16 protein-coding genes are annotated in these 14,388 nt (G+C 31.2%); 2 read left to right on the top strand and 14 right to left on the bottom strand.

The genetic code is table 11. From position 1 onward, the window contains the following. Positions 1-22 precede the first annotated feature (22 nt). Together H8K90_RS10725 and H8K90_RS10720 are read left to right on the top strand one after the other, a co-directional pair. The gene (locus tag H8K90_RS10725; RefSeq protein ID WP_186845955.1) at positions 23-748 is read left to right on the top strand and encodes an RDD family protein; all 726 of its coding nucleotides are present in this window, start codon (positions 23-25) and stop codon (positions 746-748) included. A 129-nt stretch (positions 749-877) separates the two neighbouring features. Continuing rightward, positions 878-1,489: a trimeric intracellular cation channel family protein gene (locus H8K90_RS10720; protein ID WP_186845954.1), complete on the top strand. Its 612-nt coding sequence runs from the start codon at positions 878-880 to the stop codon at positions 1,487-1,489. Positions 1,490-1,506: 17 nt separating this feature from the next. Here the strand turns inward: H8K90_RS10720 and H8K90_RS10715 are convergent, their stop codons facing one another. The 14 genes from H8K90_RS10715 to H8K90_RS10650 all read right to left on the bottom strand — a co-directional run bounded on the left by H8K90_RS10715 (position 1,507) and on the right by H8K90_RS10650 (position 14,362). Next, the gene (locus tag H8K90_RS10715) at positions 1,507-2,142 is read right to left on the bottom strand and encodes a hypothetical protein (RefSeq protein WP_186845953.1); all 636 of its coding nucleotides are present in this window, start codon (positions 2,140-2,142) and stop codon (positions 1,507-1,509) included. A 13-nt stretch (positions 2,143-2,155) separates the two neighbouring features. After that, entirely contained in the window at positions 2,156-2,512 is a 357-nt protein-coding gene (locus tag H8K90_RS10710) for a bleomycin resistance protein (RefSeq protein ID WP_186845952.1), read from the bottom strand. Positions 2,513-2,598: 86 nt separating this feature from the next. Continuing rightward, positions 2,599-3,993: a serine hydrolase domain-containing protein gene (locus tag H8K90_RS10705; RefSeq protein ID WP_186845951.1), complete on the bottom strand. Its 1,395-nt coding sequence runs from the start codon at positions 3,991-3,993 to the stop codon at positions 2,599-2,601. A 64-nt stretch (positions 3,994-4,057) separates the two neighbouring features. Further along, positions 4,058-4,849 (bottom strand): helix-turn-helix domain-containing protein, encoded by a 792-nt coding sequence (locus tag H8K90_RS10700; protein ID WP_222611344.1) that lies wholly within the window; start codon positions 4,847-4,849, stop codon positions 4,058-4,060. 141 nt (positions 4,850-4,990) lie between these two features. Continuing rightward, positions 4,991-5,902, bottom strand: a complete 912-nt coding sequence (locus H8K90_RS10695) for a hypothetical protein (protein WP_186845950.1) — start codon at positions 5,900-5,902, stop codon at positions 4,991-4,993. Positions 5,903-6,059: 157 nt separating this feature from the next. Continuing rightward, positions 6,060-6,347, bottom strand: a complete 288-nt coding sequence (locus H8K90_RS10690) for a type II toxin-antitoxin system RelE/ParE family toxin (RefSeq protein ID WP_186845949.1) — start codon at positions 6,345-6,347, stop codon at positions 6,060-6,062. Then, entirely contained in the window at positions 6,340-6,579 is a 240-nt protein-coding gene (locus tag H8K90_RS10685; protein WP_186845948.1) for a ribbon-helix-helix domain-containing protein, read from the bottom strand. Before H8K90_RS10685 ends, H8K90_RS10690 begins: the two co-directional genes overlap by 8 nt. Positions 6,580-6,784: 205 nt before the next feature. Continuing rightward, positions 6,785-7,228 carry a hypothetical protein gene (locus tag H8K90_RS10680; protein ID WP_186845947.1) on the bottom strand — a complete coding sequence of 148 codons (444 nt, stop codon included), beginning with the start codon at positions 7,226-7,228 and terminating at the stop codon, positions 6,785-6,787. A 145-nt stretch (positions 7,229-7,373) separates the two neighbouring features. Further along, positions 7,374-8,192, bottom strand: coding sequence for a hypothetical protein (locus H8K90_RS10675; protein ID WP_186845946.1), 819 nt, complete (start codon positions 8,190-8,192; stop codon positions 7,374-7,376). Between the two features lie 224 nt (positions 8,193-8,416). After that, entirely contained in the window at positions 8,417-9,268 is an 852-nt protein-coding gene (locus H8K90_RS10670) for a hypothetical protein (protein ID WP_186845945.1), read from the bottom strand. 191 nt (positions 9,269-9,459) lie between these two features. After that, entirely contained in the window at positions 9,460-10,029 is a 570-nt protein-coding gene (locus H8K90_RS10665; protein ID WP_186845944.1) for a hypothetical protein, read from the bottom strand. Between the two features lie 152 nt (positions 10,030-10,181). After that, positions 10,182-11,198, bottom strand: a complete 1,017-nt coding sequence (locus tag H8K90_RS10660) for a TlpA family protein disulfide reductase (protein ID WP_186845943.1) — start codon at positions 11,196-11,198, stop codon at positions 10,182-10,184. Positions 11,199-11,310: 112 nt separating this feature from the next. Continuing rightward, the gene (locus tag H8K90_RS10655) at positions 11,311-13,455 is read right to left on the bottom strand and encodes a M3 family metallopeptidase (RefSeq protein ID WP_186845942.1); all 2,145 of its coding nucleotides are present in this window, start codon (positions 13,453-13,455) and stop codon (positions 11,311-11,313) included. A 193-nt stretch (positions 13,456-13,648) separates the two neighbouring features. Continuing rightward, a complete protein-coding gene (locus H8K90_RS10650; protein ID WP_186845941.1) occupies positions 13,649-14,362 on the bottom strand; it encodes a peptidylprolyl isomerase in 714 nt (237 codons plus the stop codon). Positions 14,363-14,388 lie beyond the last annotated feature (26 nt).

Raw genomic sequence — 14,388 nt, 5'->3', positions numbered from 1 at the left:
TTTAAAACGAATATACATTTCCATGAGCAAATTAGCAATTAACACAGCACAAAATGTTAACCTAGATTATAAGTTAATTGGTTTAGGTGAGCGTATGGTGGCTTTCTTAATTGATGGTGTTATTTTAATTACCTATATAACTATTATGGAGAATCTTGTAGAATTCTCACAGATTTTTGAGTCAGATGCATGGACCAAACGTGGTTTTACAGGATTATTTCTATTACCAGCATTTTTCTATTCAGTAATTTGCCATATTGTATTTGGTGGACAAACCATTGGTAAAATGATTTTAAAAATTAAAGTAGTCAGTATAGATGGTTCGCCAACACAATGGTATAATTTCTTTGTGCGTTGGATGCTAAGACTTGTTGATTTGTGGATATTTACACCATCTATTGGTATTTTAAGTATCTTATTATCAGATAAAAAACAGCGTATTGGCGATTCTGCCGCAGGAACTGTTGTTATTAGTGTAAAGAAAAAACACAAAATTTCTAGTACAATTCTTGAAGAAATTAGTGATGATTATGAGCCTGTTTTTAGTAATGTTACGCAGCTCACTGATAAGGACGTTCGTATTATAAAAGAGGCTTTTACTATTTCTAGAAAGAATAATGATTATAAAACATTAAGTCTATTAAAGAAGAAAATTTGCGATACCTTGCAGATTGAATCTAAGTTGTACGACGTTAAGTTTATTGACACCATTTTAAAGGATTACAACTTCTATACTCAAAATATGTAAGCAGAGAACCAGGTTGGCAAAAGCAAAATTGTGTAAATTTTACTTAAGCTAAACTTGTTTTAAGATGTTATACAAAATAAAAATAGATTCCGCATCAAGTGCGGAATGACAAGTAATAAACATAAACGTATGTTTTTTCAAATAATAGACATATTAGGAACCATAGCTTTTGCCATTTCTGGTGTTTTAGTCGCTATGAATAAGCGTATGGATCCATTTGGTGTACTTATCATTGCTTTTGTTACAGCTGTTGGTGGAGGCACTTTACGCGATGTAATGATAGGTGTAGAGCCAGTGTCTTGGATGCGAAACATGACCTTTGTCTATGTAATTATTGGTTCTACGGTTTTTGCAGTTTTATTTAGAAATCAATTAAAACATCTAAGGCGTTCCTTATTTTTATTTGACACAATTGGTATTGCACTTTATACAGTTGTTGGCATTGAAACAGGTTTAATTGCAGGTTTACATCCTATTATTTGTATTGCACTTGGTACAATGACGGCTTGTTTTGGTGGAGTGTTACGTGATATCTTATGTAACGAAATTCCGGTGATTTTTCGAAAAGAAATTTATGCCACTGCCTGTATTTTAGGTGGTTTAACCTATTTTATACTTCGTGAGTTTTTAGAAGATCGCAACTATCTTTTTGTAATTGCTGGTTTAATAGTCATTTTAGTTAGGTTGTTGGCGGTAAGGTTTAAAATTAGTTTACCTAGTCTTTACAGAAAAGAAGAGTGATTATAAATTTGGACACTTTATAGCGTTTTATAATTTTCCATTAATTCTTTTAGTTTAGAGAAATTTATATCATAAGTTTCTTTAGTAGCAGTAAAATCTATCCATAAATATGAATTTGAAGTTTCAAGAATTATATAGCAACAAGAATACAATTTTCCATTCCACATTAACTGAACCTTAAAAGCTTTACCAATATCTTTAAAATCTTCTAACTCTTGTTTTAAAAGCACTTTATGACTATTAGACCAATTTGGAGTGTCACCCATTTTGTAATCTTCGATTACCCATTCTCTAAACTTTTTAATGTTTTTGTGCTCAGATTTATTAAATGCTTTAAAAATAAGGGCATTCTCAATATTATCTATGGCAGGAAATGTACCACCAAATAAACTTGTATTAGGTGTTTCTCTTATTTTCCACCAAAGTGGTATAATTATGCTATAACCAGATGTAGAATCTATATGTTCAATGTTATCTTCACCTGAAATTTGCTGTAATTCATACAAATAAGACAACAAATTTCCGTGTTTTGAAGCATCAACATTAGTTGAGTCTATCTTGGAAATAGTTTCTTTTACATCAGTTGAATCGGTTTGACCAAAAGAAATGTGTCCAATTAATCCAAGCATAAATATTATTGTAAATCGTAGCATTTAATTTAAGTTTTTATAAGCCTTGCCCAAAGGTTAATAGATTTTTATCAGGATCCAATAGCGCAAATTCTTTTTGTCCCCAAGGTTTTGTTTCTAAAGGTCCATTTGGATGAATTACGGTGTTCGTGTCTAAAAATTCTTGGTATAAGCCTTCAATATTATCTGTTCTAAGGTAAACCATTCCATAGTTTTCTTTAGGATTGATGTCCTTAAATTCAAAAAAATGGATTTCAATTTGGTCTTTGGCTAGCATTAAATAGCCATCGTAATCAACAGTTCCTAGTTCTTTAAAGCCTAATTTATTAATGTAAAATGCCCTAGTAACATTCTTATCTCTCATTGGTAATTTAGGGTGGATTGCCGTTAGCATAATTGTTTTTTTAGATTTTTAAATTTAAGCAATTAAGAGGTAGGATTGTATTTGTAATTAAATTTATATATTGTTGTTAAAAGTTTTTATTCTATTTTTTCAAAGGCGTTCACATTTCCTAAAGACATATATTTAATAGTTCCGTCTTCAGATTGTAGAAACCCCATAATTCTTTTACCATCATAACTTTTGAATAATAGAGGTTCTACCTGATAAAATTTTCTACCAAAACCAGAAAGTGTACGGTCGTCATTTACTGTAATTTTATAAGTTGGTTGCTGGTTACTATCTGGGCAAGTATAACAATTAGACATCCATTTATAAGTACCTGCAAATTCCGAAACATTATTGTGTAATCTTTCAGGATTGGAGTTAGTTACTGTTTTTGTGCCAAAATGCTCTAAAACTCTTGATATAACCTTAGCTCTTAAATTTGTACTTTCATGATGATGAACAACGAAAATCCCTAAATTGATTTCGGGAACTAAAGTAATAAATGAACTATATCCCAACATATCTCCACCATGGTTATAGGCTTTAAGGCCAAATTGATTTTTCTCGTAGAAACCATATGCAAAACCATAGACTTCTGGATTCACTGAGAGTTGTTGTGTCTGCATTGACAAAGCTGTTTCAGTGTTCAAAATTTCAATATTTTTTAGTTTACCATGGTTAAGATGCATTTGCAAATACTTACCCATATCGGCAGTAGTGCTATTTATGGAGGAAGCAGGAAAAGTATGATACCACTCCCAAGGTTTTGGCAGGTTTATTCCATTTTTATATTCATAACCTATGGATAAATTATTTTCCAGATTTTTAGGTAATTCTATACTAGTCATTGACATGTCTAATGGTTGCCATATGTTCTTTTTCATATACTCTTCAAGAGATAACCCACTAATATCTTCTACCAATAATCCTGCAAGTGCAATACCATAAGTAGAGTATGCTGAAACGATTCCTGGTTTCCTTAAACGCACTAGTTTACCATTGAGAAAAGTTTTTAATGATAATTGTTGGTCTTTTTTATAAACAACTCTACCTCTTAATTCATCAAATCCTGCACTGTGTGTCATTAAATGTGATGCTGTAACAGGTTTGCTATACGTATTTGGAACTTTTACAGAGTTCAAATACTGATTGACGTCTTTATGTATGTCAATCAAGTTTCTATCCTTTAGTTGAAGTAGTGCCGTTGTGGTAAACGTTTTGGTTATTGAGCCAATTCTAAAAATTGTAGAATCGGGATTTACCAGTTTGGCATTTTTGCCTAACGTTGTATAGCCATAACCTTTTTTGAGCAAAGTTTTTCCATCTTTTACAATGATAAATGAAGCACCAGGAATATGTTCTAATTTCATTGTTTTTGTAATTAAAGAATCGAGTTGGTTTTCTAAATCTTTAATTGCATCTTCTTTTTTTTGAGAGAATGAAATAGTAGATATTAGTACACATAGTATTGAAAGATAAATTTTCATTTTATTGGGTTTTATGTGAGCAAAGATGAAGATTTAAGATTCGTTTCTATTGTAAAATATTGCACTAACTTAAAAAGAAAGCATTTTGATACTCCATTGGATTAACTCCAATAAACCGTTTAAAGTTTTTATAGAAATGCGAGTTATCGTAAAAACCGCAGTCGATAGCAACATTAAATATCGGATTTCCGTTTCTTAGCATTTCTTTACTTTGTTCAATTTTCTTTAGTAGAATAAAATTGTTGGGTGTAAGTCCTGTTTCTTGCTTAAATAGTCTAATAAATTTGTACTTACTTATTCCAAATTCCGAAGCTGTTTTACTTAATGAAAAACCATCAAAAGAAGTGTTATTAATAAAACTTTGAAAAAGTTGTTTTGTTTTGTAGTTATTGTCTTGGTTATATGAATATTTTGAAATTAGTGAAGTTAATGTAGATTTTAGTCTCTCCTCAAACTGAATATCCTTTTGTTTGAAATTAAGTGATAAATAATAAAGTTCGCTAAAAATACTCTGGTCATAAATGATGTTGTCTTTAAAAAACACATTCTTGTTGTTGTTAAGTTTACTAATAACGTCTGGCGAAACATAGAACGTAAAAAATGAATTTCCAATTAGGTTGTCGCAAGGTGTAGCATGAACTTCTTTTACATTAGTAATGCAAATTGTCCCAACAGGTGCTTTTAAAAATCTATCGGTAAGTTTGGTATTAAAAGTGTTTTTAAGAATCAACGAAATGTTGAATGTGTTGTGCGTATGAAAAGGGAAATTAAATGTACAAGATTTGGCATTTAGCAATTCTAGCCCATCAAGGATAGGAAGTTGATGGAATTCATTTATATCTGTTTTATTTTTCAAATTTCAATATTTGTTGTTGATTCATTTTTTTTAGTTAAAATCTCAAATCTGTGTGGTTAAGTGGTTTAGCCCTTTGCTTAGTGAATGTAATCCAAGATAAAAATATAAAAGGATTATCGTAAGTATACCATAACTAAGCAATTAATTATACACCGTGTTGGCAATAGTTTTTATTTGTTTTCCTTTTATATTCCGCGGTTCAATTCCTTTAGTTTTTAATATTCTATAAATCCTTATAGGTAATGTATCACCTTTTTGATTTCTTAAATAATCAAGATAATGTTTGTTATCCTCAGAGTTTTGGGTAACTGTAACCTTTAATTTATTTGTAATTATTGAATCGGGAATGTTTTTATCTGCAAAAACTCTTAAATGGAATCGTTGGTCCAAATACATTTCGTTCTCTCCAAAATATTCTGACCACGAAGGTTTAATACTATCTTTAAACCTTTTAATGTCAAACTCCAAATTATTTAGATTTTCAGAAAGCTCTGTTTTTGCAATAATTTCATTGTTGGAACTTTCCATAAAAATTTTTAATCCATATAGAGGGTGCAGTTTATAACCACCGATTGTTGAAAAATGCGTACTTCCAATATATATACCAGAACTATCCTTTGGTAATGTAAATTCAATGTCGAACTTTTTCTTCAGATACTCAATATAGCTTTTTGTCCTGAGCAAACTGAATTCATGAATTCCCCAATTATTTTTTAAGGTTCCAAAAAGACTGTCATTATTTTTGGAAAGCTTATAATTAATCAAAATCTTATTAATTGTATCTATCAGTTTTCCAGTAGAATCATAACCAAAATCACGAAGGTCAAATTCTATTTGTGATTTATTAGATTTCCAAAGCGCTATTTCATCAGTTTCATCAGGGTATTTAAGTACTAAACCGTCAGGATAAAAGTGCCAAGTGCTATATTCATATTCAATTGAACGCCATTTTCCATTTAATTCTTTTTCTGCTGAATTCTGTCCGCGTGGAAAAAGCAGAATAAAAAGTAGAATAAAAATAAGTAATACTTGTATGTAGAGTAGTTTTTTCAAATTATTGCAGACGGTCGAGTGTATGATTTCGTTGCGTGGTTTAATCACTAAAATTAGCAAATAAATCACAGATAGAAAGTCTGCGAGGACTTTCGTAAATAGGCTATAACTAGCAATGGATTATATACTTTGTTGGCAACAGTTTTTATTATTCAGATTATAGTCTTTCGTTCAAATTTTGTCTTCCGACAATTGCCATTATTTCAACAACGTTATTATTTATTTTATAGTAGATACTATCTATTCCGCAAACACATCTTCTGTAGTCTTTTTTTATATTATCAACCGACTCGAATGAAAAAGGCCTTTTGGATATAATGTCAAAATATTCAAAGAATGATTCAAAGTATTTATCTGCTTGAGTCATTCCAAATTTTTTAACTCCATAGTGATGAATTCGGATTAAGTCATTTTTGGCTTCGTTACTTAATCGATATTTAGCCATTTAATAATTTTTTAGATTGAGCTAAAATTTCATTTTTTGATTCGTTTGTAAATCCACTATTTTCTGCTTTTTCCAATTTAGTTCGAATCCAATCAATTTCGACTTGTTGTTTTCTAGCTTGTCTAATTAAATCGTTTACTAATTCGCTTTTACTTGAATATTCTTTTCCATCGACTTGGGCTTTCAGCCATTCGTCGTTAGGTTCTGTAAATGATATACTTTGTCTTGACATAATTTAATTATTTGGTGTAAATATACACCAAATTCGAATCATTCCCAAATTATTGCCAATGGTTTTGGCTATGGTTTTGTTACGGAATGGTACGTGAGTATCATTCCGCCGTAACCATAAATTTAGCAAAAAGGCTTGAAATTCCGATTAGGAATTTAACCGCAATGAACTATAGCCATTGTTGGCAATAGTTATTTTATTCAAGTTATTTTATTTTCCGAAATAGATTTGATTCATTATTCTCTTTCAATTCATCAAATAAGTAAGTGGATAGAGGAACAGCCAATACGTCATTCAATAAAGTTCCATTTTCATAAAAATATATAAAAGTCCAATGTCTATCTCTGTCGAACCAATCCATATGGCTCTCTAAGTCCTTGCCCAAATATGTTCCACTTCCTTTTTCACATATTTGATGGAAATTTAAACAAGGATAATTTTTGTACGAACCTCTTTCTCCAACTTCCAAACTGTCCCATTCAAAACAATTAATCCTTTCTGAAAAATCAATTTCCTTTTGGAAAGAAGTCAAATCCGTTACTATCAAGCTATCAAAACAAGAAGTGTCCGTAGCGTATTTTTCAAGACACTTATCACTACTACAGCTAAGTGTAAAAATTGAAATCGTTAAGTAGTACAGTTTGTTCATAATTATTGCCAACGGTCTAATGTATGATTTCGTTGCGTCTTTAAGTAACTAATTTAGTAAATAAAATCACAGATAGAAAGTCCGCGAGGACTTTCGTAAGTAGCAATAACCAGCAATGAATTATACACATTGTAACCACACGTTTTTATTCCACTATTTGTCGAATTAATTTTTGGTCAATAATTTCCGTATTCAGTTTAATATATCTAAATGATTTTACTTTTGAATTGTTCAGTTCAATAGTTAAAATCTTGTTTTTATTCGAGTAAGCGATTCCGTTGTCAAAAGTTAGGTAATCAGTTCCAAATTTCGATTCCAATTCCGCTTTTGTCAATCCATACAGATTGGCTTTTCCTAAATCAGAATCTGGATTAAAAATTTTAAATTCAATTAAAGTTTCTGTTTTGTCTTCGTAGTTGTGCTTATTTTCCCCGTGTTTAAAAACAACAAATTGGTCTATTTTAATAGATTCCTTTTTAAAGTCAGGATAATAATAAACATAGAAAATAGAATCTTTAATTTTAGGTTGATAATAATAGTCAGTTCCACTGGTTACGCCAGTTGTAAATTTCATTCCTTTCTTTTTCTTAAAATTTAATAGATCAATTGGATTGTCAAGGAACTCAACTAAATTCGAGTTCAAATCATTTTCGGTTTTTGATTCCTTCTCCTTTAAATACTTCTGATACATTTCGTGAGAAGTAACTTCTTTATAGTTAATTTCATATCTACAAACATTTTCAGTCCGCTTTATTTTGGGTTCAGTTCCGTTAAAATTTAAATGAGAAATAGTTATTCTTTTATTTTCCACTTCTACTTTTTGCAATCCGTTTTGAGATTCAAAAATAGTTTCAAATGAGTTTCCACATTTTACTTCTATAAAATCAGTACTTGTGTTTGTTAGATAACTATAATTAAACCAATTTAGTTCAATTTCAGAGTTTTTAAATTCGTATTTAATCAACTTTTTGTCAGAACAAGAAATGAGAAAAATGGTAAAAACTAAAATCGAAATATTTTTAATGTTCATTGGTTTCTCAAATGTGTGGTAACGGTTTTGTATATGGTTAGATGCATGTATCAGCAACTAATTTAGTAAACAAAAACGAACACGAGAAAATTCCGAAAAAATTTTCCAAATAAGCAACGACCAAAGCAATTAATTATATTTGGTGTTGTAGCACAATTTTATTCCACTTTTATTGAAAAATCATCTACAAATAGTTCCATATTTCCCGCTGTAGGATTTGCTGTTGCTCCAATTTGTACACGTTCATAAAAAGTAGGTTCTTGTAGAGTAAAATCAATACCTTGATTTAGAAAAACATCTGCAAAAACCTGTGCATTTGGCATATTCATTCCAGTTTGGTTGATGACTTCTGTTTCATTTATAATTAATCGATTAAGTCCATTCTCACTATCTGACATAGTCATTTCCCATTGAACTGTAACCCATTGATTTCTTGGAAATGCAAAATCTGTTTGTTGTATTGTTGTTCCGGATATTTTTCCTCTTTCAATTGAGAGATAATCATTACCACCAGACATCATTAATCTAACGCCTGGACATTGGTTTTCAGAACCATAATTATCGCCAACGTTTGGGTCCCAACAAGAACAACATTCTAAATCAAGCAGTAATAAATTTTCGATAGATTCAGTACCAACTATAAAAAAGTCAGCTTTTATTATAACCTTATCTCCTGAAACTATGTTAAGTCCATTTTTCTCAATATCTACTTTTGATAAGTCAGAATCTGATTGATAAGCAAGAATGCGAAGTGCGTTTTGTCCCTCGTTGAATTCAGTATTTGAAATTGAAATTTCGTTCGTTGCATTTGTTGGATTAGTTTGTTGAATTGTTGACCATCGATTTCCATTAGAAGGAAACAATTCGTCTACCAAATCATTCTGTGTTTCAAATCCATCTTCAAAAAAGAAACTTTCCTCTATAGGCTCTTCTGGATTATTTTCGTCTTTGTCACAACCCAATGACATTAATGCTATGATTGCAAAAAATATAAATTGATGTCTTTTCATATACTTTAAACGTTCAAATTATTGTCTTGTTGTTGTGGTTTTCACAAATGTGCTATAATGGTATTGTATATGGTTTGTTGCTTGGTTAAGCAACTAATTAAGCAAACAAAAATGAACTAGAGAAAATTCCGAAGGAATTTTCCAAATAAGCACTTGCCAAAGCAATTAATTATACACGGTATTGTAGCACGTTATTTTAATCGGTTTTTAATTTCGTTCAATAGTTTATTCTGTTCGAGATTTTTTACAAATTCCGCTTGTTGGTCAAATGCGTTGTCCTTTCCAAAAAAGAGTTGACTTTCGTGATAGTAAAACAATGCCCAATTCAGACTTCCGTCAAAGATTACTAAATCTGTGGCGAAAAACATTCCTTCAAAATATTTAATAACCATTTTCCAAGTCAGCATAATTGCTTGTTCAGAACTGTCTGAATCTACAAACACATATTTGTCGAATGGAATTCCAAGATTGTAAAGCCATTTTTTTATTTCAGAATCACAGTTTTCGTAGACCCAAAACTTATTTTCGGTTTTGAAATAACCTTTCGTAAATGGGCTCCAATCAGCTCCAGTTGAGTAACCCAACATTTTAGAAGAATTGAGATATTCGTTTACAATTTCAGTTCCTTTTTTATTCAAAAAATGAATTTGGTCTTTATGTTCTTTAGAAATTTTTTCGGCTTCTTCAGGCGACCAAAGAAATGACCAACTTTTTGGAAAGTCAGTTTTGTATTCCGCTAAATTTTCTTCTATAACATTCATTTTTTTAATGTGCTACAACGTTGTTGTATAAGATTAGTTGCGTGGTTTAAGCACTAAAGTTAGCAAATAAAACACAGATAGAAAGTCCGCGAGGACTTTCGTAAGTAAACTAAAACCAGCAATTAATTTTATACGGTGTTGTAAACAGTTATTTATTCTAATGTTTTTTCAAAATCCTCAAACGAATTAAATCTTGCTTTGATTTCTCCATTATTGTTTAAAAGTAAATAAGTTGGAAAAGACCATATTGCCATATCTTTTGTAACTCTTTTTAGAGAGTCAATTTCCCTGTAATTTCTCCAGTTATAATTGTGCTTTTTTAGATAATTTTTCCAGTCAGAGTGATTTCGGTCAGTAGAAATTCCGATTAGTTCTACATTTTTTTCTTTAAGAAAATCTAATTTATTAGAAATCAACTTATGGTCTTTAATACAAGGTGGACAATTAATAAACCAAAAATCAAGAAGATATGTTTTTGATTTTTCCAATTCAATAGATGAAACTTCATTCTCAATATTTGCAAATTTATAATCTCCCGTATTTAGAGAACTTACTTTTAGTATATTTTCTATTTTTCCATGAATACTTATAAAGTGATTTTTTAAGGTGTCGCTTTGGGTCGAAAGTATATCAAATAGTTTTCCGATTTTGGCTTTGTTATTCTGATTTCTATATATGTATGGATTTGCCATAGCAAATGAAAATGGACTTTGGGTATTTTGACTAATATTTTCAAGAAGAAAGTTGTCAATTGTAATGCTATCAGCCTTATTTGTAATTAATTCACGATAGTTTTTTGAAAAATTGATAGACTTATAATATAAATCGGAATTTAGAATCGTATCGATTTCTAATTTTTTGTTAAGTTTCCCACTTACAATTACATTTTCTCCATTTAACCAAAGTTGATTTGATTTTCTACCATTTTCAGTATAAAAATCGATATTATACAAATCATTTAATTTTTCTTTAAAGTTTACTTTAATTGTGTCCTTAAATGGTAAAAAGAAACTTTCTGTTTGTCCAATATTAGAAATCCAAACACTATCAATTTTAGTGTCGGTTTTTATTATCAGATTAATATCGGATAAATCAATTTTATTTGGTTTTATTTCAGGTTTACATCCAAAAATAAAAGCACAAATTAATAGTGCAATTGTTTGTTTCATATCAGTTCGATGGTTTTTTTTAATTGTTTACAACTCTTTATATAAAGATAAATATACTTATTATCCAGGTCTGTTTTCCGGATAACAGGAACTTCGGTCTCATTGGTTCTCTTTATTCTTGAGGTACCGGAAACCCACGATCTTTCATTAACGCTTCAATCTTTGCATCTCGTCCTCTAAATTTTCTAAAGGCTTCGGCTGGATCCATAGCATTACGTGGTGCAAATAAATACTTTACCAGTTTTGCCGCTACGTCTTTATCGTAAAATCCACCTGGTGCTTCTGCAAAGGCTTCAGATGCATCACTTGTTAATACATCTGCCCACATATAACCGTAATAAGCTGTTGCATAGCCTTCACCACTAAATACATGGCCAAAATGAGGTGTTCTATGGCGCATTGGTAATTCTTTTGGCATGCCTAATTCATCTAAAGTTTCACGTTCAAAGGTATCAATGTCTATATCTGTTGGGTCTGCTAAATGTAACTTCATGTCTATTAAAGCAGAGGCTAAATATTCAGTAGTACCAAAACCTTGATTAAATGTAGATGCATTTTTAATCTTCTCAACAAGTTCAGCAGGAATTGGTTTTCCTGTTTCATGATGTACTAAAAACTGATTAATGACTTTATCAGTAGATAACCAGCGTTCTAATAATTGTGATTGAAACTCGGTGTAATCTCTAACTCCACCATTTAAAGTTGGATACTTTACATTAGAAGAGAAGAAGTGAAGTGCATGACCAAACTCGTGGAAAAATGTTGTAGCATCGTCCCAAGACACTAAAACGGCTTCACCAGGTGCTGGTTTTACAAAGTTAGAATTGTTTGATGCCAATACATTAGTTTCACCTTCATATGAAGTGTAACTTCTGTAGGTGGTTGCCCAAGCTCCAGACCGTTTGCCTTCTCGAGCAAATGGATCTAAATACCATAAACCAATATGCTCACCAGAATCCTTGTCTGTTACTTCCCATACCTTTACATCTTCATGAAAAACTGGTACAGAATCTTCTGCAACTGGTGTAAATTTATAGTTAAACAATTCGCCAGCTGTGAAAAACATGGCTTCGGTTAATTTATCTAATTGTAAATATTGTTTTACTTCGTCACTATCTAAATCGTATTTCTTTTTACGTACCTTCTCAGCGTAGTAGCGATAGTCCCAAGGTTCAATAGTAATATTATCTCCAAGTTCATTGGCTACCGCTTGCATATCTGCAACTTCTTCTTTAACTCTTGCTGTTGCAGCAGGCCAAACCTTGAGCATTAAGTCCATAGCATTTTCTGGGTTCTTAGCCATACGGTCTTGTAATCTCCATTGGGCATAATTATCATAACCCATTAAACCTACGCGTTCTTTTCGAAGTTTTAGAATTTTAGCTATGATTTCGTTATTATCATAAGCATCTCCATTATCTCCACGAGAGTAATAATTGGTCCAAACTTGTTTACGTAATTGGCGCTCAGTAGAGTAGGTAAGGAAAGGATCCATTGAAGACCTTGTGTTGGTAATAGCATACTTACCTTCTTGCCCTTTATCAGCAGCAATTTTTGCAGCAGATTTTATAAAACCATCAGATAAACCACCTAATTGATCTTTGGTTAGATAGGTAACATAGTTTTCTTCATCGTGCAATACATTATTACCAAATTTGGTATATAGACTCGAGAGTTCTTTGGCAATTTCGGCATAACGTTTTTTCTTTTCGGCATCTAGGTTAGCGCCATTCATCTCAAAACCTTTATAGGTTAAATCGACAACACGTTGTGCTTGTGGTTCTAAAGGTGTTTTTTGAGACGCATCGTAAACCGCTTTTATACGTTGAAATAATTTTTCGTTCTGAGAAATTTTAGACTGAAACTCAGATAATTTTGGTGCTAACTCGGTTTGTACAGCTCTAAACTCTGGTGAAGACTTATTGCTACTCATAATGCCATAATATGTAAAGACCCGATTAAGTTCTTTGCCAGCACTTTCCATAGCAACTATGGTGTTTTTAAATGTTGGAGCTTCTTCGTTATTGGCAATAGCTTCAATTTCTTCTAGATTCAATTTCATGCCTTCTTCTACAGCTGCTTTAATATCAGCAACATTCATTTTGTCAAACGCTGGTACTCCTTCATAAGGTCCTGTCCATTCTTGGATTAGTATGTTATCGCTCATTAATTTGTCGTTAGTTTTTGATTCTTCTTTACAGCTTGCAAAAAGAACAATGCTGCCTAGAACGGCAACTTTAATTGATTTAGAGATCATTGTTTGTTAGTTTTTGGTTATATAGATCAAAAGCTAATACTTGTCATTTTGAATTTCTGTCTACCGTCAGACAAGTGTTTCAGAATCTTGATGAATTGAAAAATTAGATGCTGAAACGAGTTCAGCATGACAAATAATTAAATTTTGTTAACTATGCAAACAAGATACAGAAATTAGAAAGGAAGATTCTTAATTATTTTATAATTTCTACTTTACGTATATGCACGTTCTGTAACGGCCAATCTCCATCATCAGTTTCTACGGCATTGATTTTATCTACCACATCCATGCCTTTGATTACTTCACCAAAAACCGTATAATCTCCATCTAAATGTTTGGCTTTTTCTCTATTAACTACAATAAAGAATTGAAAAGGTGATGCGAGTTTATAGGCATTTTCTATTTCGCTACTAGGCATTGATATTGCACCGCGTTTATGCTCATAGCCTCTTTTGGTGTCTGGTGGCAAGAGGTATTTTCCTATTTTTCGTCGCTTTTTATATAAGTCTAATCCATCACTACTACCACCTTGTATTACAAAGTTTTTAACCACTCTGTAAAACTGTGTGCCATCAAAATACTTGCGTTTGGTTAAGTATATGAAATTAGATCTGTGGAACTTGGTTTTATCATAGAGGAGAATGTCTATAGTACCGAAATCGGTTGTTATTCTTACTTTATTTTCTTTGTTCTCTTTATCATATTCTAAAAAGAATTCCATAGCATTAGCATCAGTAAGCTTTGGGAAATCAGTTTCAGCTTTCTTGGTTGTTTCTTTTTTGGGTTGTTTTTTAGTAACTATAGAATCTTTTACAACAGCATTTTCGGATTGTTTTGAAGTTTGTTTATCTTCACAATTCGTTAATAGCAAACTTACAATTAATAGAAATCTTAAATGTTTTATCATAACTTCAAAAGTAAAAAAAGCTGATT

Origin of the sequence: Winogradskyella echinorum, assembly GCF_014297365.1 — a bacterium.
Lineage (GTDB): Bacteria > Bacteroidota > Bacteroidia > Flavobacteriales > Flavobacteriaceae > Winogradskyella > Winogradskyella echinorum.
This window is presented reverse-complemented; position numbering and strand designations above follow the sequence as displayed.